This window comes from Streptomyces sp. NPDC017936 (assembly GCF_044328485.1).
Classification (GTDB): Bacteria; Actinomycetota; Actinomycetes; order Streptomycetales; family Streptomycetaceae; genus Streptomyces.
Genome location: NZ_JBIRHK010000021.1, coordinates 18,327 through 43,066, shown reverse-complemented (window position 1 = coordinate 43,066; position 24,740 = coordinate 18,327). Strand labels below are relative to the sequence as shown.

The following is a 24,740-nucleotide window of genomic DNA, read 5'->3' as shown; positions in this document are numbered from 1 at the left end:
GCCACCCGGACGCACGGCCGTGCGCACTACCGTGGGGTCATGACCGGCGAACCGAACCTCCTGGGCGACTACGTGCGCGCCCGCCGTGAGCTCGTCACTCCCGAGCAGGCCGGCGTCCCGGTTCTGGGAGTGCGGCGGGTACCGGGCCTGCGCAGGGAGGAGGTCGCCATGCTCGCCGGCATCAGCGTCGACTACTACCTGCGTCTGGAGCAGGGCCGGGACCGCAACCCCTCCGTGCAGGTCCTGGAGTCCCTCGCCCGTGTGCTGCTCCTGGACGGCGACGCGACGGAGCACCTGCTCGCTCTCGGCGCGGACCGTCCCCGCCGGCGTCGGCGTCGGCCCGCGAAAGAGACCGTTCCGCGGGGCGTCGCGCAGCTCGTCGCCACGCTCCCGCTCCCCGCGCTCGTCGAGGGCCGCTACTTCGACGTCCTCACCGCCAACACGCTGGCGACGGCTCTGTCGCCGCGCTTCACGGCGGGCGCCAACCGTCTGCGCAGCATCTTCCTCGACCCCGCCGAGCAGGCCCTGTACCCGGACTGGGAGAAGGCCGCCGCGGGCATGGTCGCCGGCTTCCGCCGGTCCGTCGGCGCCGACACGGACGACCCCCGGTGCATCGAGCTGGTCGGCGAACTCTCCCTCGCCAGCTCTCTTTTCAGCCGACTCTGGGCCCGCCACGACGTGGTGGCGTGCGAAGGCGCGCCCAAGCACATCGACCATCCTCAGGCAGGCGGCCTGTGGCTGAACCGGGAGCGGCTGAGCGTCGACGGCGCGATCGGCCAGACGCTCGTCATCTACCACCCGGTTCCCGGTACGGACAGCGCTGACGGATTGGCGCTGCTCGCCTCTGCCGCACGGCCACCGGTCGCGCCTCCCGGAGCTGATCAACGGGCACGTGCACCTCAAGGGTGACGTAGGGACCGGCAGCAGCCCGCCATCCACCGCAGTGGGCGCCTCTTCCTCCTTCCGGGCGTACGGGCTGCAGGATGACGCAGACGTTTTCGCCTCCGGAGGTTCTTTCGGAGCCGGTCATGCCCACTCCATGCCGAGCTTTCGCAGCGCGTCGTCCAGGACCGATGTTTGTGATCAGAAGCGGGTGGTGTGGCCTGGACTGATCAGTTCGTTGTGCGACCGCGGTCCGGCCGTACGTGCGCCTCGGTGGCTGTGACGGTCACGGGACCGGGCCGATGGTGGTCTTCTGGAGTGCGGCTTCGTCAGGTGGCGGTGGTGGTGATCAGGCAGTGTCATCTGCGCTGCGCATGGTTCATGTTCGGCGATCGTCGGAATGCGGTGGCACCTGAACGCCCGTGCCGTGGTTCTGGCTTGGGTCACCGCCGACACCTGAAGGGCGCTGCGGAAGGCCGTGCTCACGCATCCTGAAGCGGGTGGCCGGCCTGTTGTCGCATGCGGCGAGGGCGAGGTGGTGCGTGCGGGCGACGGCCCGGCCGGCGTGGTGGAGGCCGTCGCCGCGCTGCCGTCTGGCCCGCGTCGGTGGCCGTCCGGGCTTTTCGCCCTTCGGCAACAGCGGTTCCAGCACAGCCTATTGCGCGTCCGTGCGGTAAAGGAGGCCGTCGGCCCGGCCGAATCCGATGAGCCCGGATCGCGAGCCACCGCATGGCAATACGCTTGCTCACTCCTTCGTTCGGGAGAACGCGTTCCAGCCGTGCTCCAGGAGGTCGAAGGCCCGGTTGATGGCTTGACGGGGGTCGTCATGGGCGTAGGCCGCGCGGGGGGCTTCGAGGGCGAAGTGCGCCAGGGCGGTGCAGGCGGGGTCGCCTGCGGCTAGGCCGCTCTCCTCGGCAATGGCCTGGGCGAGTGCGGTGGTATGGCGCAGCCACATGTTCTGAGCGTAGTCGCGTAGCGCGGGGGTGCCGGCCACCAGGTTGGTGAAGGCGGTGAAGGTGGCGTCATCGTCGGCGGAGGCCAGCCGGGTGGTCAGGGCGTGTTCGCGCAGTGCGGCGGGGATGGACCGGCCCTCGGGCCGCTCGCGGACGGCGGCGAGCAGGCGGGCTTCCTGGTCGGCGTCCTCGTCGAAGACGAGGGCTTCCTTGACCGGGAAGTGCTTGAACAGCGTGGTGGTGGACACGTCGGCGGCGTCCGCGATCTCGCGAATGCCGACCGCGTCGTATCCGCGCTCAAGGAACAGGTGCAGTGCGGCGTCGGCGATGGCCTGGCGGGTGGCGGCCTTCTTGCGCTCGCGGCGCCCCATCGGCGCAGGAGAGGTGCCTGCCGTGGTGTTGGTCGTCGTGCTGGGCATACCGACATCCTACCCTTCGATTGACCAACTTCAAAAGTTGAGTCGTTGCACTTATTGAGTTGGTGTGCTTTTCTGGAGCGGCGGCTGCGAGGGCTGCCCGGCCCCCTCTTCTCGACAAGGCCCCCGCCGTCGCGCCGGCTCAGCGGTCAGGGCAGTCATGCCACTGCTGCACAAACGAACGGAGCACATATGGACACCACTCCCGCACCCCGCATCGCCATCATCGGCGCCGGCCCCGGCGGCCTGACCTGTGGCCGCATCCTCCAGCGGCACGGCATCACCGCCACCGTCTACGACCGCGACGCCGGCCCCGACGTCCGTGACCAAGGCGGCACCCTTGACCTGCACGCCGACAACGGCCAAACCGCCCTGCACGAAGCCGGCCTCCTGGAGGAGTTCTTCCAACTGGCTCGCCCCGAGGGGCAGGAGATGCGTCAGATGGACCCGACCGGCACGACCCTCTTCCATCACGTCCCCGAGCAGGACGAGCGGTTCAAGCCGGAAATCGACCGCGGTCAGCTGCGTGACCTCCTGCTCAACTCGCTTCAGCCCGGCACCGTGCGCTGGGACCACGCCCTACAGGCCGTCAGCGGCCCCGCCGAAGGCCCTCAGCAGTTGCACTTCACCAACGGCACCACCGTCGAATGCGACCTCGTCATCGGTGCCGACGGCGCGTGGTCCAAGGTCCGCCGCGCCGTCTCTCAGGCCATGCCCCAGTACAGCGGCGTAAGCTTCCTGGAAGCCTGGTTCCACGACGTCACGACCCGGCACCCCGACATCGCCGAGCTCGTCGGTCAGGGCAGCGCCGCCGCAGCTGACGGCGACCGCGGCCTGTTCGCCCAGCGCAACAGCGGTGACCACATCCGCGTCTACATCATCCAGCGCGCCCCGGCCGACTGGATCACCGTCAGCGGCCTCACCCCCCAGGACACCAGCGGCATCCGCGCCCACCTCCTGGAGCGCTACCGCGACTGGTCACCCCGCCTGCGCCAGCTGATCACCGACAACGACGGCCTCTACATCGACCGCCCGATCTTCGCCCTGCCCGTCCCGCACACCTGGGAGCACCACCCCACGGTGACCCTGCTCGGTGACGCAGCCCACCTCATGCCCCCGCTCGGCGTCGGCGTCAACCTCGCCATGCTGGACGCCTGTGAACTCGCCCTCGCCATCGCACACCACCACACCATCGACCAAGCCATTCACGCCTACGAGAAGACCATGCTTCCCCGCTCCACGGAGGCGGCACAGCTCCTCGACGGTGCCGCCAACCACCTGCTGTCCACCGAACTGCCCGACTTCGCCATCGCCGACAGCCGCTGACCATCCCCCAACGCCGGACGAAGTGGCCAGAACGCGCTCCGCCCCGAGCCTGGCCGGTGAACCATCATGGCCTTGGGGAACATCGGCACAGCCGTTATCGGCGAAATTGGTCTTGAGTGGTGGTCACGCTCGGGACGGAGCGGAGCTTGTCCATGACGACCCCCCGCGGGACCGCACGCGTCTTCTTCGTCAGGTGGCGGAAGGAGCGCGGGGCCGCGGTCTCGTCCCGCCGGTTCTGATGGAGCATCAACTCCTCCGTCTCGCGGAGGCTGAGCGGGAAGCGGAAGTGCAGCCACACGCAGTGAGGGATCACCTCGACCGGATACCGGTGCCTCCCGTGCGACGGCGCACTGTCCGCCGAGGATCCCTCCCGGCTCGATCAACCCGAAGATCATCCCACCTGATCAGCCGACGTGACAGTGCCCCTCAGCGCGCTCCGACACGGTCTCCGCCAGATCCAGTACCGCAGCAACCTCATCAACGGATGCCTCACCGAAACCGGCCTCACCTCGACGACATCACGGCGACAACGTCAGTCACCACGGACCGCGACGCGGCACAGTACCCGATCTGCCCACCAGCGGCGGCCCGACGGCCGGGCGTCGTACCGTGGTCGTCAGTGTGGTCAGCTGAACGTGTCGCAGCTGGCGACGCGGCCGGAGCGGTAGCCGGTGGAGAACCATTGCTGGCGCTGGCTCGCGGAGCCGTGGGTCCAGGTGTCGGGTGTGACCTTGCCCTGGTAACGCTGCTGGATACGGTCGTCTCCGACGGCTGCGGCCGCGTCCAGCCCGCGGTTGATGTCGTCCTTCGTCAAGTCGACGATCAGTGGCTCACCGCTCTTGGGGTCGGGGGTGGTGGTGGCGTGGTGGGCCCACACTCCGGCGTAGCAGTCCGCCTGCAACTCGAGTTTCACCGAGCCGCTGTTCTGGCCCCTTCCGTTGCCGCGGGAGATCGTTCCGCTGAGGTCCTGGAAGTGGTGGCCGTATTCGTGCGCGATGACGTAGGCCTCGGCGAACGGGCCGCCCTTGGCGCCGAACTCGCTGCTCAGGTCGTTGAAGAAGCCGAGGTCGAGATAGACCTTGTCATCGGCTGAGCAGTAGAAGGGGCCGACGTCGGAAGTCGCGTTCCCACAACCGGTGTTCACACTGCCGGTGAACAGGAACGTCGGGGCCTGCTGGTAGGGCTTGCCGACGGCTGTCTCCGCCTGTTTCCAGAATGCCTGCACGCTGTCGACCACGGCGACGATCCGGCACTCCTCCTTGCGGTTGGCGTCGGCACCGGTCCGGCAGTCCGCCGCGAGGTCCGCGGCTGACGTGCCGGACGAGGACGTGTCGCTGCCGCCCGAGCCGAACATGCCGGGGTCGACGCCCAAGAGCACGGACGCGACCAGCACCACGAGCCCGACCAGTCCACCGCCGATGGTCTTCCCGCCGCCCGGGATCCCGCCCAGCGCACCTCCCCGACCGTCCTCGACCTCGGACGTGTCCAGAGCAGCATCGTCGTCGAATTGCATACGTTGACCCTCCCTCAAGCAGCGCGCCGGACCGCCCCGCGTCGTCCCGCTCGCCTACCCCGTACGAGGGCATCCCCATCCCGTCCTCTTCCCGCTCCGCCTCTCGAAGGAGCCGGCGGGCGACGCCGCGACGCCGCTCTGTGGGTGAACGGCGGACCGCCGTGCGCGGCGACGGCCCCTCCACGCCGTCGACCGCGCAGCGGCACCCGGGTGGGCATCAGGCCCGGCCGGTCCCGTAACCCGCCGGACCTTCGACGTCGGTGAGCGCTGCGGCTGTGGCCTGGCGCAGTCGCTCACCAGCGGCCCGGAAGTCCTCGAAGCGCTCGCGTCGCTCCTCCGTGGGGAGGAGCAGCGGCAGCCCGACGTCCAGGAGGAAGCCGGGACAGCGGCCGGACCGCGGGAGCGGGTCGAAGATGGGCAGGAGGGTCCCGCTCTCCGCGTCGACGAGCGGGACGCCACCGGAATACCGGCTGTCGCCCACGCTCCGGCCCACGGTTACGTCGGTGCCCCGTTCTCGGCGGAGCCCGGCCATGGCCTCCTCGATCCCGGGGAGCCGCCGCGAGTGACGGGCCAGGGCCGCCCGGCTCGGGTCGGCGGCAGCCGCCCGTTCCCTACCCTCCGCCTGCAGGCGGGCAGTCTCCAGCCGATCAGCTCGGGCCTGCGCCTCCTCCCGCTCCCGCCGCTCTTGCTCCGCCGCACGCTCCACCAGCTCCTGCGCGCGGCGTCTTTCCTCATCGCGGGCACGGGCCTCGTTCGCGCACTGAGGTGTGGTCCATACCGTGCGGCTCGCGTGCCCGTTCCGGGCAGGCCAGGTGTACGGGACGAGCCGGTCGGACAGCAGCAGTGACAGGAACCGAACGAGTGGCATGCTCGGCTGCTGCCTCCAGGCGGAGGCGGTGAACACCGCCGGCGTCTCCGCGACGACGGGGTGTCGTCCCGCCGGGCCACGCGTGCGGAGGGCGCCCCCCCCAGCCACGGTATGGACCAGCGGTCGCTGAACCAGCAGCAGCGCACGCCGTCGGCGGCCATCCGCTCCGTGCACTACACCACCTCGCCGGGGGCTGTGCGCTGAGCTCCTGGCGCACGTCCGGGTAGCGCAGCCGGCCACTGAACTGCTCCGGATCCCGTGTCGTACGGTCCGACGTCGCGGTCGCCTGCCGTCCGCAACGGATCTCACCGAACCCGGCGGTGCCGCCGGTACGGCCGAAAGAGCTGAACCTGTCCCGGGAATCAGGCCGCGACGAGCTCCTGCTCGCGGTCCGGCGTCTTGACCTTGGGCTCCTTGTTCGGCAGCGAGAGCCGGAAGACCTTGCGCCACGCGGAGAACACCTGCTTGGGCAGCGGCCCGGCGACGTACTCCAGCTCGTACTTCTCGAACAGCGCGCGCACCTTCACCGCGACCTCGGCGTACCGGTTGCTCGGCAGGTCCGGGAACAGGTGGTGCTCGATCTGGTGCGACAGGTTGCCGGTCATGAAGTGCATGGCCCTGCTGCCGCTGATGTTCGCCGAGCCCATCATCTGGCGCAGGTACCACTGGCCGCGCGTCTCGCCCTCGATCGACCGGCGCTCGAAGACCTGCACGCCCTCGGGGAAGTGTCCGCACATGATCACCGAGTGGGACCAGAGGTTGCGGACCAGGTTCGCGGTGAACGTGGCGGCGAGCGTGGTGAGGAACGACGGGCCCGACAGCAGCGGGTGGATCACGTAGTCCTTGAGCACCTGCTTGCGGATCTTGCGGCCCACGGCCCTGGCCCGCGCGCGGAATTCCGGGTTCTTGCGGCGGCGCTTGTGCAGGTTCTTGCCGAGCTCCAGGTCGTACGCCGCGATGCCGTACTCGAAGAAGCAGGCGTTGATGAAGTTCCACAGCGGCTGGCCGAGGTGGAACGGGTGCCACTTCTGGTCCTCGTCGACGCGCATGATGCCGTAGCCGAGGTCGTTGTCCTTGCCGATCACGTTGGTGTAGGTGTGGTGCAGCTCGTTGTGCGAGTGCTTCCACTGGTCGGCCGGCGAGACGTGATCCCACTCCCAGGTGGTGGAGTGGATCTTCGGGTCCCGCATCCAGTCCCACTGGCCGTGCAGGACGTTGTGGCCGATCTCCATGTTGTCCATGATCTTCGCCACGGACAGACCGGCGGTGCCGAGCAGCCACGCGGGCGGGAAGAACGAGAACAGCAGCACGCCCCTGCTGACCAGCTCGAGCTTGCGCTGCGCGGAGATGACCTTACGGATGTAGGCGGCGTCTTTCTCGCCGCGGTCGGCGATCACCTCGTCGCGGATCGCGTCCAGCTCGCGGCCGAGCTCCTCGATCTGCTCCGCGGTCAGGTGGGCGGTGGGGTCGATGGCGGTCAAGATGTTCCTACCGTTCGATGTCGCAGGGGCCCGCCGCGGCGGACACGCAGGTCTGGATGAGGACGCCCGGCTCGGCCTCGGTGATCTCGCCGGTGCGCAGGTCGCGGACGGCGCCCGCCTTGAGCGGAGTGATGCAGCCGAAGCAGATGCCCATGCGGCACCCGGAGGGCATGAGCACGCCGGCCTCCTCGCCGATGTCCAGCAACGGCGTGGCGCCGTCCGCGTCGACGGTCTTGCCGGTGGCGCTGAACGTGACCTCGCCGCCGTCGCCGGCGACGACGATGCTGGGGCGGAAGCGCTCGGTGTGCAGGCGCTCTTGTACGCCGTGCTCGCTCCAGTGCCCCTCGGCGGCGTCGAGCAGGCCCGCGGGCCCGCAGGCCCAGGTCTCGCGCTCGGCCCAGTCGGGCACGAGTTCGTCGAGACGGGTGATGTCGAGGGTGCCGTCCGTGTCGGTGTGCACCTCGATGAGCCGCAGCTTCTTGTCCGCGACCAGGTCGTGCAGTTCGTCGCGGAAGATCACGTCCTGCGGCCGCGGCGCGCAGTGGACCATGACGACGTCGTCGAACGCGGTGTCGCGCAGCATGCCCATCACGGGCGTGATGCCGCTGCCGGCCGTCAGGTAGAGCACCTTGGCGGGCTTGGCCTGCGGCAGCACGAAGTCACCGGTCGCCTGGTCGAGCTGGACCAGAGTGCCCGGTTTCGCCTTACGGACCAGGTGGTTGCTGACCTTGCCCTCCGGGATCGCCTTCACGGTGATCGTGACGCGGCCGTCCTGGCGGTTCGTCGGCGAGGTGATGGAGTAGGCACGCCACAGGCGCACCCCGTCGACGTCGACCCCGATCCGCACGTACTGACCGGCTGTGTGGCCGCGCCAGCCCCGCCCCGGTCTGATCACGATGGTCGCGGCGTCACCCGTCTCGGGGTGCACGGCCTCGATGCGCCCACGCAGGTCAGCGCCCGCACGCAGCGGACTGACCAGGTCCAGGTAGTCCGACGGCAGCAGCGGCGTCGTGACCATCTCCAGCAGTTTCCACGCCCTGCTGCGCAGGGCCGCACTCATCATGACTCCAGCTTGCTGCGCCACAAGGCGTAAAGTCCTGACCGCAAGACGTAAATCTGGTCGGCTGAATTGTTCGCAGGGAACAAAAACGTGAGTCATGCAATCCGGAGGGCCAGCGAACTGGCCCTGGACGAGACGACGGTCACCGCACTTCGGGCCGCGCTGAAGACCACCGCCGACGAGGTCGTCCAGGCGATCATCGAAGAGGTCCCTCCCTACGCCAACGCCCTTTCGGGCCACATGGGCGGCACCATCCGCCGAGCCGTCCGCACCGCTCTGGGGCACTACCTGGACCTCGCGAGCGGGAACGCCACAGGCGGCGACGCCGGTGACGCAGCCTACGAACTGGGCCGCGGCGAGGTGCGCGACGGCCGTTCGATGGACGCCTTGCTCAGCGCCTACCGCGTCGGCGCCCGCGTGGCCTGGCGATGCCTGGCAGCGGGTGCCGTACCCGCAGGCCTGCCCGCCGCCGAGGTCGCCAAGTTCGCCGAGCTGACCTTCGCCTACATCGACGAGCTCTCCGCCGCGAGCGCCGCGGGCCACGCCGACGAACTGGCCGCCCGGGGCAGAGCCCACGAGCGCCACCTGGAACACCTGGCTCGCGACCTCCTCGCCGACGCGAGCCCGGACGTGCTGCTGGCCTCTGTTCAACGAGCCGGGTGGCAGCCTCCGGTGTCGCTGACCGCGGTCCTGCTGCCCGCCGCCCAGGCCCGGCCTGCCTACCGCGCGCTCGATCCGAGCACCCTCGTCCTCGACGATCTGCCGGACGCCACCGGTGTGCTGCTCGTCCCCGATGCCGACCGATCACATCTCCTGCGGCAGCTGGCCGGTCGCACCGCCGTGGTCGGCCCGGCCCGGCCATGGACTCGTGCGTCCGCCTCGTACGCACGAGCCGTACGCGCGCGCTCCCTCTCCTCTGACATCCGCGACACCGAGGACCACCTGCCCGAGCTGGTGCTGAGCGCCGACGCGGACGCGTTCGCAGATCTGCGTGCCCGAGCCCTCGCACCGTTGCTGACCTTGCCTGTCGCGACCGCACGGCGGCTGGAGGAGACGTTGCGGGCGTGGCTGCTGCACCAGGGCAGGCGGGAGGAGGTGGCGGCGGCGTTGTTCGTCCATCCCCAGACAGTCCGGTACCGGATGTCGCAGCTGCGGGAGCTGTTTCCGGATCTCGCATCGCCACACCGGGTCCTTGAACTGACGCTGGCGGTCGGTCTTCGGACCAGCTGACGAGTACTGCCTCGTTCTCGGTGCCGTCAGCCGGCTCGTGCGGCCCGGGAAAGAGCGGTATGAGCCAGCTGGGACCGGGGGTCGATGTGAAGACCGGACAAGGCCTCGGGAAGCCCGTCGGGGGCACTGTCCCTGAGCAGCGCGGTGGCGGACACGGCTCGACTGGATCCGGTGGACGATGCGCACCGGCCCGCTCGTCGACGCGCTCATCGAGCATCCGGTCGGCGACCTGGTCCGCCATGCCCTGGAGAACGGCTTTCATGTCGTCGTGGAGGGCGCTGTTCGGGCACGAGCCGACCCACGGGCGCGCGGCGGGCTGCAACTGGGTGACCGGCGGGGCGGCCAGGCCGGGTTGCTCGACTGCAGCGACGACGTCGGCGACACAAGCGGCCCGGGAGACATCCTGCGGATGACGCTCGCTCGCGCCGTGCCCGCGCTGATCGACCGCGACGACCCGATACCGGGCGATCAGCCGCGAGGCCACCACCTCCCGCTCACCCGCATGACCGGCCGAGCCGTGCAGCAGCACGACCGGCCCCCCGGCCCGCCCCGGTCCCGGCAGACAAGCCGAACCACGTCGCACACCACCACACGCTCGGACCACACCACGACCGCCCCAGGAATCGTCCCGCCCCGATCATGCCCCGACAGCCACGAGTCGCGCTCAAGGCCGCCCTTCTCGAAGGCGCGCCGCCAGGAAACACCGGCCACGTCCGCGGCGACGGTGCCCTGCGACCGCAGCGGGGCAACTGCCACTGTCAGACCCAGGTGGCAGCATTACCGAAGTGGACGCCCTGAGGCTTCCTCAACTCACCTCCCCAGCAAACGAAGAGGAGCATTACCCTTGCGACTGCACCGCGTAGCGCCCGGCATCGCCGTGGGCATCCTCGCCCCGGCCCTCCTGCTCGCCACCCCGTCCTTCGCCGCCACGGCGGCACCGACCGCGGTGACGGTGCCCGCGGTGTCCTCGTCCACGGACGAGCCGGACGCCGACGACCTGAGGGTGGCCATAGCCCGGATCCTCGCCGACCCGGACAGCGGCCGGCGTGTGACACGAGAAGCCAACGCCCTCCTGGACGCCAACGACCCCGAGGCGATGCGCGCCTGGCTGGAGACCGGCTACCGGATCGCCCAGGCCGAGGACGACCGCGTCGCCATCACACGCCTGCTCGCCGACCCCGACAGCGGCCGGCGCGTCATCGCCGAGGTCAACGCCCTCCTGGACGCCGACGACTCCGACGCGATCCGCGCCTGGCTGGAGACCGGCTACCGCATCGCCCAGGCCGAGGACGACAGCGTCGCCATCGCCCGCATCCTCGCCGACCCGTCCATCAGCCCGGCCCTGCGCGCGGCAGCCAACGCCGCCCTCGACGACAGCACACCCGAAGCACTGCGCCACTTCCTGGAAGTCGGCAGGTACCAGGTCGCCTGACCGGCACGGCGCCGCACCACAGCGCGTCACCCGGGTGGCACCCCTGCCGCACGCCCGGTCGCCGAAACGCCGAGAACCCGGGCGGGGCCGCCTGCACCTCTGTGTGCCGGCGGCCCCGCCCGGCAGGCCCTGTGCCGGCTCGGCGCCCTCCGCAGAGCTCTGTGGTCTCGCCGCCCGGTGCGGCATGGGCCACTGACACCCCCGACAGCAGAAAGCGCATTCTTCGATGACCACACAACCCCTACGCACCGAGCGCAGCGGTCCGCAGACCGCTTCCGTCGTGACCGACCTGCCGTTCAAGCCTCAGCTCGTCAAAGCGGTGTTCAGGGACGTGACCTCGTTGCACGTCTCCCGGCCGGCCGCGTGGGCCGCCGCGTCGGTGACGCGGACCGTGCTGACGGAGATCATCGACGGCGCGAGAAGCGCGGCGGCCGAGGAGGCCAGGAAGAGGCTGATTCCCAAGGACCTCATCTCGGCGATCGACCGGAACGTCGAGGTGGAGGTGGGATCGGCGTGGTACCTGCACAGCCCGACCTTCCACGGCCTGATGGGCGAGGTGCGCAACGCCGATGGTGCGCTCGTGTCTCTCCGTGAGCGCCGCGGGACGCGTACACCGAGCGGTGTGGCCGGCGCCCACCGGTTCGAAGCCGGGGTGAGAAGGCTGCTGAGGAGCCGGGGGGTGAGGGCGGTCCCGGCGATGGTCCGCGACCTGGACGGAATCGCGAGCGTGTTCCTGACGGCCCTGGCCCGGGACGCGGCCAAGGTCGTCCGCGAGGGCGGGGTCAAGCGGTTCGGGACGGTCAGTCTGGTGGTGCCGGGCGAGCCAGCCCCGGCCCCGCTGCTCAAGGACCCCCTCCTCGCCCTGTCCACCCGCCGCGGGGACGGGCGGACTGTTGACGGGGACGACGTCCTGGCCGCCGTCACGATGCAGCTGTTCGGCGATCTCAGACAACGCGCCATCACCGAGGCAGCCGAGATGACACGGAACACGTCGGCCAACTGATCGGGCCCGCCCCTGCGCTCTGCCCACTGCGCACGGTTCCCACGTGTGCGCGGCTCCCGGAATCCGCCGCCCGCATTCGGCTCCGGTCGGCTCGCGAGAACGGGCTCGTCGCATGGGCGCGGACCGCCGGCCGCAGGCACCCCACGGGGAAGACCTCCTTTGGTTTCGCGGCACTTGACGGGAAACCTGTGAGCGGCCGGACAGGGGCGCTGCTTGATCCGCGGGGAGCGCATACAACGAGGTGGTGCCTCCACTGGGTCCGTCCACGGCACGATGGTCCCGCTGTCACATCGAACGTCTCCCCGGCTGACGTGGCACACCCCGAGGACCCCGGCCCCCGTACCGGGGCCACCGGCACCAGCAGCGCGAGCAGACCATGACGAGAGGGGCGGAACACCATGGCACCGCCATGATTCCCCCAGCAGGATCCCGTCCTCGACGCCTCCGCCGAACACGGCGTCCAGGGCCTCCACCTGTACGGCGACGCCGAGCACGTCCACCGCCACACCCTGAAACGGCGTTCACCGCCGTGTGGGACACCGGAACAGCACAGCCGCACCACCCGCCACCACCTATGCCCGCCCGCATCCTTCCGGCACGCCGCCCACACCCACCTCATCCACCCCGACGACCTGCACAACCTCACCCAAGCAGCCGAGCACCGGCACCGCCTGCAATGGGCCCACCACCTCCGACTCCGCACCGCCGACCACGGCAGTACTGACGCCCTGTTCCGCCTGGCCGGGATGCGGGAGGAGGCCGGGGATCGGGAGGGCGCTGAGACCCTGCTCCTGGGGCTGATCGCCACGGTCCTCGGGTGGCTGGCTCTGGCCCGCTCCCGCCGCACCGGCTGACCTCAGCGCATACGAGCGCGCGTCCGCGTCTGCCTGAGAGCCGGTCGAATGCCCCACCTCCTGGTGCTGTCGAAACTCCGGTTCTGGCTCAACTTCCGTGCATCAGCCATTCCGGGGGACGGCCGGCGTCTCGGGGTGGCATTCGAAGGCGCCTGAAGGCAGGCCGTGGTCACGGAGGTCGGGCTGACAGTCCGGGCCGTGGAAGAGGGTGTGCTTCGACTGCAGTAGCTGTTGTTCCCGTCGATCAGGAACGTCGTGGTGCTGTCGGTGAACGCAGGCATCGAGATGGTGCGCGTTGACGCGCAATACGCCGCGGTCGGCGCTGCCTGCCCGGAATGCGGGGCCTGGCCGATCCGAGTTCACAGTTCCTGCCTGCGGTTTCCCACCGACATACCGAGCGCCGGACGAAGTGTTTTGCTCCAAGGGCGAGTTCGGCGGTTTTGGCGCCGGAACACCAAGTGCCCGTGCCGGACCTTCGTGGAGCAGATCCCTGCGGACGGCCAACCGGGCTCTGTCAGCAGCGCGGGCACCCGCCGAACGAAGTGTCACGAGGTTGAAGTCCTGGCGGATCTTCGCCGAGCCCGCTGCGGTCCGAATCGCCTCTCGTCCATCGGTGCCGCCATCTTCACCCTGGAGCGTCAGCGCTGAAAAGACTCACTGGATCCTGAGGATCTCGGGACGGACATCTCGTCATCGTGAAGAACTACCCGCCGGAGTTCAAGGCGGACGCAGGTGCCCGGCACCGGCGGCAGCGCCTCTGCGGCCCTGCAACCGTCGGCGTCCGAAACTGCCGACGGCCCGGCGGCTGTCCGGGACAGCGGGAGAGGAGGCCGCTGACCAGCCCGGACATACCCTCTGTTTGTCCGGGACACCGCAACATGCTTGATCTTGTGCTGCCGCGGCCCACACAGTAAGTGCTTTCCGCTCGGCAGGAGTTGCCGGGCTCCACACAACAGGGGAAGCCATGAACCGAATGCGGAGCACATTCCTCGTGGCCACGGCCGTCGCGCTGGTCCCGAGAACGACGACCCGGGCGCAGACGGCGGCACTTCACAGAGGGAGTCATCGGTGAAATCGTCCGCCAAGGGCTGGCGTCCGGTGCCCTCCCAGAGGCGCAGACGTCGGCGCCTGATCCGCTTCGCGGCTCTGACTGCCGCCCTGCTCGGGCCGATCGGCAGCGTTCCTGCTTGGGCAGTGGTCGAAACGGAACCTGTCGTCCGCGAGACCGGCTCAACAAAAGGGGAGCAAGGCACCGGCAGTACCCTGGCCGGGGATACCGAGGCCGCATGGACACAGGCAAAGAAGAGTGGCGAACGCGTCGAAGTCAGCGCCAGGAACACCGAATTCGCGACCGTGTGGGCTAATCCTGACGGCAAGACCCTGTCCATGACACTCAGTACCGAACCGGTACGCGTGAAGACGGGCACATCTCCGCGCTCCTGGCAGCCGATCGACACAACGCTGGTCGAAGATGACAACGCCATCGAGCCGAAACGTGTGAAAGGCCGGATGGTGTTCTCCTCCGGCTCCAACCGGCGACTGGTGACCGTGGTGACCGGCAAGGGAACGTCGGGTATCGACTGGCCTCGCGACCTGCCCCGACCGAAGCTCGACGGCGATTCCGCCACCTACACCGATGCCGTGGCACCGGGCGCGGACCTGGTGGTGCGGGCGCTGCCGGACACCTTCGCCCTGAAGGTGGTCCTTCGGAAACGCCCCACGAGCCCCCTGGCCGTACGGCTGCCGCTGACTCTGCCGGAAGCGATGACATACGGCCGTACCAAAGACGGCACACCGCAACTGGTCACCCGTGACAAGAAGAAGCCGACCGCGCGGCCGGTCGCCGCGGAAATGCTGGACGCCAAAGCCGGACAGTCCCCGGACAAGGGACGCATCGGTAGCACCGTTGCCCGGCTTGCGGGATCCGACAGTGACCCCATCCTCGTGATCAAGCCGGACGCGGACTTCCTGGCGGACAGCACGGTACAGTACCCGGTCACCATCGCAGCCGATCCCGTCTGGATCGGGGCCGGCCTCGACGCCGACACCTTCATGTGCTCCAATGGGCCGACCACCACCCAGATCGCCTCCACCTATCTGCGCGCCGGCTCCAACAGCCAAGGCCACTGCCGCACGTACCTGCGCTTCCTGGTGAACGACACCGACATCGCCGGCGGGAAGATCCTCAATGCCGACCTGCAGATGTGGAACTGGCGCTCCACCACCTGCGGCTCCCAGGTCGGTTCCGGCATCGTGGCCCAGATGGTGACATCGCCCTTCGACCCGGCGACCTTCACCTGGTCCTCCCAGCCGACCACCACCCGGACCGGTCAAGCGGCCAACCAGGCGGCATACAGCGACACGTGCTCATGGGGCGAAGGACAACTGATCCACTCCATCGAGCAGATCGTGCAGACCTGGGCCGACGGCACGACCCCCGACTACGGCCTTCTCCTTCGAGGCGTCGTCGAGAACACCACCCCGAACTATCGGCAGTACGTCTCCACCGAACGCAACCACCCCGACCCGCGCGGGCATGCCCCTCAGCTGTTCATCGAGTATGAGCCCGCCAGGACGGTGCGCTTCGCCGCCGCGGGCGACGACGGCCTGCCCCCCGGGGCGCTGGAAGGCGAGCCCTTCATTTTCGAGGACTTCTACGACCTGCCGGGTTACACCGCGTCCAATCTCGACCGGCTGCGGGACACGGGCGAGCTGCCGGGCTCGCTGCCTTCCCAGGAGGGTGGCGAGGACTGGACCCAGCCCGTCACCCAGGAGCCGGATCCGCCCTACTACGAAAACCAACCGGGTGAGCCGGGCTACGAGGAGGATCCTCCGACGGATCCTCCGGGGCAGCATACGGTCACCCTGCCTGCGGAGACGGACCTGTGGCTCGATGACACCGGATACGTCATCGGCTACACGGAAACCCTGTGGTCCGGGCTGTACTCCTTCAGCGGGCCGGTGATACGCGAACGTGCCTACCTGCACTTCGACACCTCGCAGCTGGCCGGCAAAACGATCACCGGCGCTCGGCTGGAGCTGGAGAACTCCAACGCCTTCGGCTGCGGCTCCACCGGGGCAGGACTGAAGGCCCGGCGGGTCACCTCGGCCTGGACCCCGGAAACACTGCAGTGGAGCAATCAGCCCGGCCTGACCGAAGACGGCGCCGCCGTCGCCTCGGATCCGGTGCCGTGCACGGCGGACAGCCCCTCGACGGGCGACCTGTGGACCTGGCCGGTCACCGACATGGCTCAGGCCTGGGCCTCCGGGCAGGCGAACCACGGACTGGTGCTGAGCGCTGCGGACGAAAGCGATACCGCCGAGTACGACCGCGGCTTCCACTCCTCCCGGACGTCCGTGGGCAAGCCTCCGGCGATGGTCGTCACGTACACGGACAGCCCACTGGCCATGCCTTCGCAGTCGGCGCGTCTCCGCAGCGCGGCCGATGATCCGGCTCCCTATGAACCCGGCGATGACCTGGTGGAATTCTGGAACGACCGTGACGGAAAGCGCATCAACCTCCGCGACGGCTGGTACGTCTCCCGGATAGACGACGGCTGGGGACAGACCAAGATGGAAGTCAAGCACAACCTGGACTGGGAGGTCGCGCGCACCGTCACCAAGAGAACCACCTTCGGGGCGCCGGGAAAGTATCAACAGCTCGAAAATCCGTGGCGATGGAATTACGAGCTGCCCATACGCCTCGTCGAATGCCGAGGCTTGTGGCCTTGGGAAGATCACAACCACAAGGATTGCAAACTCCTGGACAGCACGCGCGTACGAGTCGTCGTCGACTTCAGTGGCCCGAAGTTCGACGGGCACAACACAGGAGTCATCACAGGCTATTGCTTGGGCAGGCAAGTCTGCGATCCATGGGTGAACGAAATCGAAAACCCGGCCTGAACCAGCTGGACGGTAACGATGCGCATTGGCGACAAGGGGCAGGTGCTACGGGCCTGCCGGCTACTCGGAGAGTTGGCTGCCGTGCAACGCCCCACCGCGGAGTGGGGACTGTGCTTCAGCCGATTGGAAATCGTCGGTGAGCGTCCCGGGCTGCTGGTCGAGTCACCCGCTCGGAAGACCGTCCGCCTTGACCTGAAGTGGGACTGCACGCGTGAGGCCCTGCGCTGCCAGCTGGCAGCGCAGGGCCTGCCCGCCTCTCCGGAGCCCCCCGGGCATGACGCCTGCTTGTGGACGCCGCGGCCCGACGCGTCAAGCCTCATCAAGCACGCCTACGTCCTACGGGAACTTGCGCTGAGCGCCGACGCTTTCTACAACTACGACATAGGGCAGAGCTGGCGAGGAACCGTACTGGACATCGCTTACCAGGAGACCAGCACTGACTTGCTGGTTGAAGTGGACGGAAAACCATGGCGCATCAGGCAAAAGATCCGGACGTCCAGACCCGGCTCCCTCACCGGCGTCGCCTACAGCTTGATGGATCAGATAACCGGCCTCGTCGAGGGAACGCACCCGGTCCCGTCGGAAGATGTACGAGAGGGCACCGTCATCCTGTACTCGGGCCGCGCCTGACGGACACTTCTGAACCGCTCCTGCTGCCGGTCTTGCAGCAGGTTCGTACCATCACCAACAAGCTCGGGCACGGCAGGTGGTGAGACGTCGAGGATCTCGGCGGGGCTTGGTGATCACACCTGCCGTGCCGGAATCAGGTACGTGGTCTGCTGAGGGGACAGCAGACCAGTGACGGCCTGGACGATGTCGCTCGTGTGCTCGCGGCGGCCTGGTACTGCAACGGTGTTTGCCGTGACTGCTGGCCAGCTCGTTCGTCGGTGTGGTCATGGGCGGGGACCTTGCTGATGTCAGGCTGTGGGCGGGTGAACTGAGCGCTCTGCATGAGCGGTTCGTGCACCGGTTCAACCGGGAGGAGCCGCGGCAATCTGCGCTGGCGCACATGCGAGGGCTGATCGCGCCGCTGGAGCGGAAGAACGGCTGGACGCTTGCGGAAGAGGCTGGGCATGCGGGTCCCGACCGCATGCAGCGGCTGCTGATCCGCATCGCGGGCAACCGCTGGCGGTCGAGGAGTGCTTCCAGACCGCCAAGCAGGAATGCGGCCTGGACGACTACCAAATCCGCCGCTGTCCCGGCCGGCACCGCCACATGACCCTGGTCATGGCCGCCCACGCCTGCCTGACCGTCCTGCGGGCCCGACAGTTGGACGCGGAGAAAGCAGAAACGGATCCTCCCAGCTCATCCACCTCAGCCTCCCGAAATCAGACGCCTGATCACCCGACTCACCGACCGCCGGCCCACCCCGGTCGACCCCATCCTGCACTGGTCGACCTGGCGACGACGCCAGCACCAGGCCCGTATCAGTCACTACAAGCGCCGCGGACACAGTCCCTGAACCGGTAAGCAATCAGCACAAGCACCGTTGCAGTACCAGGACCATGAGTGCGATGGCGAGCAGGAAGACGGTGACAGACACGGCAAACTCACTTCAGGTGATGAGGTATTGACGGGCTCGAAGGTCGCGGAATCGGTGTTCTCCGGGGTTCACCGGAATGAAGATGGACACGGACGGACACATCACTGGCGGGGAGCGGGTGCAGGACGAGCAGAACGATCTCGATGTCGCGCTGACGGAGCTTCGCAGGCGATTGAGTGATGGACTGGCCCGCTCCGGTCTGGAAAAGACGCCACTCGCCCGCCGGACAGGTCTGGTGCGTATGCCGATGTCAGCGGTTTTTCAGTCCGACGGGCCCGTGCCGTCGGCGAGAACGGTGGCGGCACTCGCCCATCGGTTGCACCTTCCCGGGGAAGAGCTGCTGGAGCAGCGGTGAACCGCTGCTTGTGAAGCGGCCGTCGAGGGGAGAGCAGGACCTGGCAAGCCGATCGACGAGTGGGATCCTCACGAACTGGAGGTCCACCCGGCCGACTCTGCTGAGTCCGGGCACGGCTCTGGCCTGCTGCGTGGACGTTGAGACGCTGGCCCGACAGGTCGTCGACGTCGGCGTCCTGAACCACTTGGCCCGTGTCAGGGAGGCGGCGGGGGACCGCAGGCGAGCTGAGCATGTGGCTTGGCACGCCGCCCGTGCAGGTGACGTGGGCGCCTCGAGATCACTGGCCGCGCTGCGGGAGAGAGCGGGAGAGCTGGAAGGCGCCGAAGGCCTGTACGAGCAAGCCTTCGGCGCCGGCAGCATCAGAGCCCTCATTGCGCTGGCTCTGATGCGGGCAGGTGCGAACGACCGGGCAAGCGCCGCACACCTGGCCCGTCTGGCCGCCGATGCCGGTGACGCGGACGCACTGATCACCCTGGCCGTGCTGCAGGAGGAAGCGAAGAAGGAGCCGATGTGGCCGTACGGGCCGGCCCCGGACGGAACACCTATGTCCCCGTGGCCGTAGTCCACCCCTCTCCTCGGATCCACACAGCCGGCTGCGGTACGGAGGCCGCCGCCGATGTTTTGATGCGGCTTTTCGACAAACCCCGATCGGTGATCGACGTCCTCGCAGAGTGCCGTCCTGAGCCGAGTGATTACGGCGTAATCACCTCTGAGGCATGCAGCCGCCTGCGGCCCCTCCTGACAACCGCGGCTGTGGCACGGCACAGACGTCGACCTTCCCTCTGCCAGGCTCCGTCGTGCAACGGTGAGCGCAGCCGGCGGGGTGGAAGCTTCAGGGGATCGACCGACGACTGTGAGTCCGGCTATTCGGCCCAGGCCTGCTCCAGCAGGGCCCCGAAGGTGGCGGGCTCTCGCCCGATCAGCTCGGCGAGCGTCGAGTCGACGGCGGCGAACTCACCATTGCGCGCCGCGGCGAAGATGCTCAGCATCAGGTCGGCGACGGGGGCCGGGACGCCGTGCGCCAGGGCCTGCTCGTGGAAGGCGTCGTCGGGGACGACGGTGCGGGTGAAGGGCCGTCCGGTGGCCTGGGACGTGATCTCGGCGATGGTGCCGAAGTCGAGTGCTGCCGCGCCGGTGAGCGGCGGGGTGGGCCCTTCGAAGCGGCCCTCCTCGGTGAGGATCGCGGCGGTGGCCTCGGCGAGGTCGTCGTGGCCGGTCCAGGCGACGGGGCCGTCGGCGGGGAGGGCGATGTCGCCGGTGTGGCGGGCGGACTCCAGGAACTGCAAGGCGCTGGCCGCGTAGAAGCCGTTGCGCAGCGCGGTCCAGGGCAGGCCGGTGGCGCGCAGCAGGTCCTCGGTTCGGGCGTGGTCGCGGCACGCCTGGAAGTGGGAGTCGTGGGCGGCGCCCATCTGGCTGGTGTAGAGGATGCGGCCGACGCCGGCCTTCACGGCGGCGTCGATGGCGGTGCGATGGCCGGTGACGCACTCCTCGCCCGTGCGGTCGAGGGAGACGAGGAGCAGCTGCTCGGCGCCCTCGAAGGCATGCACGAGCGAGGCGGGGTCGTCGAAGCTGCCCTGCCGGACACGGACGCCGCGGTCGGCGAGGTCCTGGGCCTTGCGGGGGTCGCGGACGCTGACGCCGATGCGGTCGGCGGGAACGCGCTCCAGGAGGCGTTCGACGGTGCGACGGCCGAGCTTTCCGGTGGCTCCGGTCACGATGATCATGGGTTCTCCCGACGCTGTTTCCAGTGGAATCACTTTTACGTTAACACTGGAATATCAGTGGAACCAAGTTCTCGATATCATCGGTTCATGGCTACGCGCGACACCCCCGACACCCCCGACAGCCCTCGTCGCCGCATCGTCGAGGCGGCCGTCGAGCTACTGGAGAACGGCGGGCCGGATGCGGTGAGCACCCGTGCGGTCGCCGCCGCGGCCGGGATGCAGCCGCCGGCGATCTACCGCCTCTTCGGCGACAAGGAGGGTCTCCTCGAGGCCGTCGCGGAGCACGGCTACGCGCAGTTCCTGGAGAACAAGCGCGCGCCGCTCGATCCCGAACCACGGGACGCGGTGGAGGACCTGCGCCGCGGCTGGGACATGGTGGTGGAGTTCGGGATCTCCCGCCCCGAGCTGTTCGCGGTGATGAACAGGGCCACCGGCCGGGGGGCCGACATGGCACACCGCGCGGGCTTGGAGATCCTCCATGGCCGGGTGCGGCGACTGGCGGCCGGGGGGTGGCTGCGGGTCGACGAGGAACTGGCTGCCCAGATCATCCAGGCCACCGGCCGAGGCGCGGTCACCACCTGGCACTCCACCCCGGCAGACCGCCGCAATCCGGCGCTGCTGACCGCCCTCCGCGAGGCCATGGTCGCCGCCATCACTCGCGCCGAACCCACGGTCCCCACCACGGAGACCGGCCCCGTCGCGGCGGCCCGCGCGCTGCGCGCCGCTCTCCCCGACGATGCCGGTGTCCTGAGCGACGCCGAGCAGCACCTGCTGCGCGAGTGGCTCACCCGCCTTGTGGCGGACGGTGGCGCTCCGCATGCCTGATCGCGCGGCAGGAGCCCTCGTGCAGATGAGAAGGCCTCCCGAGGAGAGATCGTTCGATGAAGTGGCGTCCACCGAGAAGGGCCACGGGCGGCCACCCGGCTCCGGCCGGTTTCCCCTCGTCCACAACGCCCCGCCAACCTTGAAACACGCCTCAACCGCCCACCGGGGCAGCGCGGAGACTCGTCGCAGTGGCTCGAGCAGGGCCTCGTCATGCACAGCGACCCCGAACCCAGGACGGCTGGTCCGCGGATCACCATCCCGCTGGTATCTCACCTGACCCATCGCCTTCAGCCGCTTGGTCGGCTTCAACGCATAGCAGTTGTCATATCCGGGCGAGATCCGGTCGCAGCCCGTCGTGGGATTCCAGATGACCTCGGTCCACTCAATCGTCGTCGAGGTACTCATGGCCCACCGCCAGCAGCAATAATGGGACTGGAACGGAACGTGACTGCTCGGCTACGGCTCCTCCCCCCGGACCTGCTCGGAGTCTCGACTTCCAGAGGGGCAGAATGACATCGGCGATCATTGGCCTGATAGGTGCGGCTCTGGGGGCCTTGACGGCCGTGATCGGCTCAGCCCTGTCCGAACGACGGCAAGCACGACACGAGGCCGCGACGTGGCGCCGGGACCAACGGGCCGCCGCCTACGACGGCGTTTTCCACGCGTTGACCAGAGCCGCCAGTTACCGCCACAAGATCCCCGCCGGACGTGCGCCTGACCAGGCCCTCCTGCAGCAATGGTTCGACGATCTCGTCGAAGCTCAGTACCAGCTGCGTCTTCTGACGGCCCACTGCCATCGTCCCGGCGGCGGAACGCGCCTCCCCGTCGCTGTCGAGCGGATGAACACGGCCCTCGCCCTCCTCGGGGAAGGTGACCTGGCCAAGGCGGCCGACGCTGCCGACGAGGCGGCCGAACTGATCGCCAGGTGCGCGCGAATCGACATGGGCAACGAGCCCACCCCGCCAACTCCGCGACCGCTACCAGCCGGCGAACCTCGCCAGGAGCCTGGGAGCGGACCATGACCGAACGTTCATCACGGGGAGAGTGCAAAGAAGCTTGAAGAAGAACGGCACTACGGCCCACTCGCACTGGTCGCGCACATCATGCAGCCACTGCGGAGGGAGCGGTCAGGCCCTGGGACCGGATTCCCCGCCGGCGATGACCCGGCAAACCGTCTCGTCCCGGCTCTGACCGACCACCGGGTTCGACGAACCGCCAGCCCGTCGCCTGCCACGACGTGGGCGGAGTCCTCGCCACCGGTGAGGCGTTCAGTCGACCTGCCCACCACGGGAAGGGCACGAAGCCACGCCGAACTGGCTGAAGCCAAGGTCAGGTGCGCAGCAATGAGGCGTGGACGCGGGCGATGGCCCGCAGCACCTCGTCACGGTTCTTGGCCTGCTGCATCCATGCCGGCAGGCGTGCCACCACGGTCATCCTTCGGCTGTGGTCGTGCCAGGGAATCCCTTCACGCAGCGATGCCTGTACGAATCGTCTGATCAGGTCCAGGTGTTCCAGGTTGTAGGCCCATACCCACCCGTGCCGGGTCTCGGTCTGCAGCCAGAGGCGGGCATCGAAGGACGGGTCTGTGGCCGGCGCGTGCCGGTCCCGGTGCAAGGCCACACCGCCGCGGCTCCAGTCCTTCGCCATCCCGCAGCTCCGACAAACGAGACGCCTCGGCGCGAAAAGGCCCTGGTCGTGAACCCGGGACGGGTCTGGTGCTGTACCGATGTGCGCGACCTTTTCGCAGCCGGGACAGCGCACGAGAACCGACGTGAGGAAGTCGTACTTCGTGCTCCGGGGGTCCCGGAACCGGTGGCGCGTGGAGGTCGAACTCATTGGACCAGTATGCGAGCCACGCACCCAAGGCTCCTACGGGTTGAACCTCGAGCCGAAAGAGCGTTTCGTCCTGGCAGGGGTGTTCGGTACGTCGAGGCCGGTCACGGGGTTGGTGGCTGTGCATGTGCGCGTGCCAGGATCCGTTCGTGGAGTGCGATGTGTGGAGACGGGCTATGTGGCGATGGCCAGTGGCGCCGACTGTCCGGGAAGAGCAGATCTGGTCCTGCTGGTGGTGCCATACCGTCACACAGGTGGGTGGTGAGTCGTTCGAGATCGCGCGGCCGCCATACCTGCCGATGGAGATGCGCGGGGAGAGAGCCGTCGCGGACGGCCTGCCTGCCGACGTGTCGCACGCCTTTGGAGTCTTCGACGAAACCCTGTGCGGCATCCAGGAAGATGGCATGTCGCCGTCTGACCACTTGTGGCTGCCGGAGCGGGAGAACGCTTGCGGCGCCTGCCGTGAGGCGGCGGCGGTGATCGATGAACGCCGGCCCCAGGACATGAGGGGTGAAGAGGCGCGACTCAGCGTTGCTCGACGACCAGGCGCCTGACAGCCGTGCCCGGACTCGGCGGCGTGCCGGAGCGGTTATGCGTCTTTCCAGTCTGACTAGAGCGTGTCTCTTCGAGAGCTGATCAGTTGATCGGATATTCCTGTCCGGTTAGTGATCACTGATGCGATGTGGGACCGGATCGAGCCGCTGATGCCGGCCGATCCGGTCCGTGGGCGGCGGTGGGCCGACCACCGTCGCACGCTGGAGGCCATCGCGTGGAAGTACCGCACCTGCTCGCCCTGGCGCGACCTGCCGGACGAGCTCGGTTCGTTCCGGACCGCTCACAAACGGCTGATCAGGTGGGCCGTGGACGGCACCTGGGAACGGATCCTCGCCGCAGTCCTGGCAGCGGCCGATGACAGCGACGACATCGGCTGGACCGTGTCGGTGGACTCCACCGTCTGCCGAGCCCATCAACATGCCGCCGGAGCCAGGAAAAGGGGGCTGCGGACCGCTCCGAACCAGACGATCACGGTCTCGGACGCTCCCGCGGCGGCCTAAGCACAAAAGTCCATCTCGCCAGCGACAGCTATGCACGACCCCTGGCCCTCCACGTCACCGCAGGCCAGGCGGGTGACGCACCGGCCTTCGAGGCCATCATGGCTGGCATCCGCGTTCCCCGGAGCGGACGCGGCAGACCGAGGACGCGTCCGGAGGCCGTCCTGGCGGATCGCGCGTATTCATCGCGTGCGATCCGTGGGCAGCTGCGCCGACGAGGGATCCGTGCTGTCATTCCGCAGCCGTCCGATCAGGTTGGTCACCGTCTGCGGCGAGGTAGCGCAGGCGGTCGCCCGCCGGCCTTCGACGCCGAGGCGTACAAGCAGCGCAACGCGGTCGAGCGATGCATCAACCGGCTCAAGCAGTGGCGCGGTCTGGCCCTGCGGACGGACAAGCTCTCCATCGCTTACCAAGCCGTACTCCACCTCGCTGCCATCCTTATCTGGGCCCGTAGGTGACCCAGCTCCGCAGCTGAACTGATCACGGT

20 protein-coding genes and 5 pseudogenes are annotated in these 24,740 nt (G+C 68.7%); 15 read left to right on the top strand and 10 right to left on the bottom strand.

Features of this window, described 5'->3' with window-relative positions; genetic code table 11:
- Positions 1-39: 39 nt before the first annotated feature.
- Positions 40-909: a helix-turn-helix domain-containing protein gene (locus ACH4F6_RS34050; protein WP_397964234.1), complete on the top strand. Its 870-nt coding sequence runs from the start codon at positions 40-42 to the stop codon at positions 907-909.
- Between the two features lie 718 nt (positions 910-1,627).
- On the opposite strand, the gene ACH4F6_RS34045 is transcribed toward ACH4F6_RS34050, so the two are convergent.
- The gene (locus ACH4F6_RS34045) at positions 1,628-2,254 is read right to left on the bottom strand and encodes a TetR/AcrR family transcriptional regulator (protein WP_397964233.1); all 627 of its coding nucleotides are present in this window, start codon (positions 2,252-2,254) and stop codon (positions 1,628-1,630) included.
- Between the two features lie 189 nt (positions 2,255-2,443).
- Between ACH4F6_RS34045 and ACH4F6_RS34040 the strand changes: the two genes are divergently transcribed.
- Positions 2,444-3,577, top strand: coding sequence for an FAD-dependent oxidoreductase (locus ACH4F6_RS34040; RefSeq protein ID WP_397964232.1), 1,134 nt, complete (start codon positions 2,444-2,446; stop codon positions 3,575-3,577).
- Between the two features lie 244 nt (positions 3,578-3,821).
- Here the strand turns inward: ACH4F6_RS34040 and ACH4F6_RS34035 are convergent.
- The 5 genes and pseudogenes from ACH4F6_RS34035 to ACH4F6_RS34015 form a co-directional block, all read right to left on the bottom strand.
- Positions 3,822-3,890, bottom strand: a pseudogene (locus ACH4F6_RS34035) (IS6 family transposase); the annotation flags it as partial.
- Positions 3,891-4,202: 312 nt separating this feature from the next.
- Positions 4,203-5,090 carry a neutral zinc metallopeptidase gene (locus tag ACH4F6_RS34030; RefSeq protein ID WP_397964231.1) on the bottom strand — a complete coding sequence of 296 codons (888 nt, stop codon included), beginning with the start codon at positions 5,088-5,090 and terminating at the stop codon, positions 4,203-4,205.
- A 217-nt stretch (positions 5,091-5,307) separates the two neighbouring features.
- Positions 5,308-5,958 carry a hypothetical protein gene (locus tag ACH4F6_RS34025; protein ID WP_397964230.1) on the bottom strand — a complete coding sequence of 217 codons (651 nt, stop codon included), beginning with the start codon at positions 5,956-5,958 and terminating at the stop codon, positions 5,308-5,310.
- Between the two features lie 362 nt (positions 5,959-6,320).
- Complete coding sequence (locus ACH4F6_RS34020; RefSeq protein ID WP_397964229.1) at positions 6,321-7,439, bottom strand: fatty acid desaturase family protein; 1,119 nt, start codon at positions 7,437-7,439, stop codon at positions 6,321-6,323.
- 7 nt (positions 7,440-7,446) lie between these two features.
- Positions 7,447-8,502, bottom strand: coding sequence for a ferredoxin reductase (locus tag ACH4F6_RS34015; protein WP_397964228.1), 1,056 nt, complete (start codon positions 8,500-8,502; stop codon positions 7,447-7,449).
- Between the two features lie 87 nt (positions 8,503-8,589).
- Between ACH4F6_RS34015 and ACH4F6_RS34010 the strand changes: the two genes are divergently transcribed.
- Complete coding sequence (locus ACH4F6_RS34010; protein ID WP_397964227.1) at positions 8,590-9,729, top strand: PucR family transcriptional regulator; 1,140 nt, start codon at positions 8,590-8,592, stop codon at positions 9,727-9,729.
- A gap of 412 nt (positions 9,730-10,141) precedes the next feature.
- On the opposite strand, the pseudogene ACH4F6_RS34005 reads toward ACH4F6_RS34010, so the two are convergent.
- A pseudogene (locus ACH4F6_RS34005) lies at positions 10,142-10,213 on the bottom strand (alpha/beta hydrolase); the annotation flags it as partial.
- Between the two features lie 360 nt (positions 10,214-10,573).
- On the opposite strand from ACH4F6_RS34005, the gene ACH4F6_RS34000 reads away from it, so the two are divergent.
- From ACH4F6_RS34000 to ACH4F6_RS33965, 8 genes and pseudogenes are all read left to right on the top strand, one after another.
- Complete coding sequence (locus ACH4F6_RS34000; protein ID WP_397964226.1) at positions 10,574-11,161, top strand: ALF repeat-containing protein; 588 nt, start codon at positions 10,574-10,576, stop codon at positions 11,159-11,161.
- 226 nt (positions 11,162-11,387) lie between these two features.
- Complete coding sequence (locus tag ACH4F6_RS33995) at positions 11,388-12,164, top strand: hypothetical protein (protein ID WP_397964225.1); 777 nt, start codon at positions 11,388-11,390, stop codon at positions 12,162-12,164.
- A 1,347-nt stretch (positions 12,165-13,511) separates the two neighbouring features.
- A pseudogene (locus ACH4F6_RS33990) lies at positions 13,512-13,666 on the top strand (IS5/IS1182 family transposase); the annotation flags it as partial.
- A gap of 420 nt (positions 13,667-14,086) precedes the next feature.
- Entirely contained in the window at positions 14,087-16,921 is a 2,835-nt protein-coding gene (locus ACH4F6_RS33985; RefSeq protein ID WP_397964224.1) for a DNRLRE domain-containing protein, read from the top strand.
- Between the two features lie 18 nt (positions 16,922-16,939).
- Entirely contained in the window at positions 16,940-17,551 is a 612-nt protein-coding gene (locus ACH4F6_RS33980) for a hypothetical protein (protein ID WP_397964223.1), read from the top strand.
- Between the two features lie 265 nt (positions 17,552-17,816).
- Positions 17,817-18,244, top strand: a pseudogene (locus tag ACH4F6_RS33975) (hypothetical protein); the annotation flags it as partial.
- A gap of 296 nt (positions 18,245-18,540) precedes the next feature.
- On the top strand, positions 18,541-18,819 hold the full coding sequence (locus ACH4F6_RS33970; protein WP_397964222.1) for a hypothetical protein: 279 nt from the start codon (positions 18,541-18,543) through the stop codon (positions 18,817-18,819).
- A gap of 130 nt (positions 18,820-18,949) precedes the next feature.
- The gene (locus tag ACH4F6_RS33965) at positions 18,950-19,381 is read left to right on the top strand and encodes a hypothetical protein (RefSeq protein WP_397964221.1); all 432 of its coding nucleotides are present in this window, start codon (positions 18,950-18,952) and stop codon (positions 19,379-19,381) included.
- A 301-nt stretch (positions 19,382-19,682) separates the two neighbouring features.
- Here the strand turns inward: ACH4F6_RS33965 and ACH4F6_RS33960 are convergent, their stop codons facing one another.
- Positions 19,683-20,543, bottom strand: a complete 861-nt coding sequence (locus tag ACH4F6_RS33960) for an SDR family oxidoreductase (RefSeq protein ID WP_397964220.1) — start codon at positions 20,541-20,543, stop codon at positions 19,683-19,685.
- 87 nt (positions 20,544-20,630) lie between these two features.
- Between ACH4F6_RS33960 and ACH4F6_RS33955 the strand changes: the two genes are divergently transcribed.
- Positions 20,631-21,368, top strand: a complete 738-nt coding sequence (locus tag ACH4F6_RS33955; protein WP_397964219.1) for a TetR/AcrR family transcriptional regulator — start codon at positions 20,631-20,633, stop codon at positions 21,366-21,368.
- A gap of 192 nt (positions 21,369-21,560) precedes the next feature.
- On the opposite strand, the pseudogene ACH4F6_RS33950 reads toward ACH4F6_RS33955, so the two are convergent.
- Positions 21,561-21,773 (bottom strand): annotated as a pseudogene (locus ACH4F6_RS33950) (DUF5131 family protein); the annotation flags it as partial.
- A gap of 104 nt (positions 21,774-21,877) precedes the next feature.
- On the opposite strand from ACH4F6_RS33950, the gene ACH4F6_RS33945 reads away from it, so the two are divergent.
- Positions 21,878-22,390 carry a hypothetical protein gene (locus ACH4F6_RS33945; protein ID WP_397964218.1) on the top strand — a complete coding sequence of 171 codons (513 nt, stop codon included), beginning with the start codon at positions 21,878-21,880 and terminating at the stop codon, positions 22,388-22,390.
- Positions 22,391-22,697: 307 nt separating this feature from the next.
- Here the strand turns inward: ACH4F6_RS33945 and ACH4F6_RS33940 are convergent, their stop codons facing one another.
- The gene (locus ACH4F6_RS33940; protein WP_397964217.1) at positions 22,698-23,204 is read right to left on the bottom strand and encodes a hypothetical protein; all 507 of its coding nucleotides are present in this window, start codon (positions 23,202-23,204) and stop codon (positions 22,698-22,700) included.
- Positions 23,205-23,455: 251 nt separating this feature from the next.
- On the opposite strand from ACH4F6_RS33940, the gene ACH4F6_RS33935 reads away from it, so the two are divergent.
- Positions 23,456-23,755 (top strand): hypothetical protein, encoded by a 300-nt coding sequence (locus ACH4F6_RS33935; protein ID WP_397964216.1) that lies wholly within the window; start codon positions 23,456-23,458, stop codon positions 23,753-23,755.
- A gap of 96 nt (positions 23,756-23,851) precedes the next feature.
- Positions 23,852-24,711 (top strand): IS5 family transposase gene (locus ACH4F6_RS33930; protein WP_397964348.1). Its coding sequence is split into 2 segments (ribosomal slippage): positions 23,852-24,200 and positions 24,200-24,711, totalling 861 coding nucleotides; the frame shifts between segments, so codons are not numbered across the junction.
- The last annotated feature ends 29 nt before the right edge of the window (positions 24,712-24,740 follow it).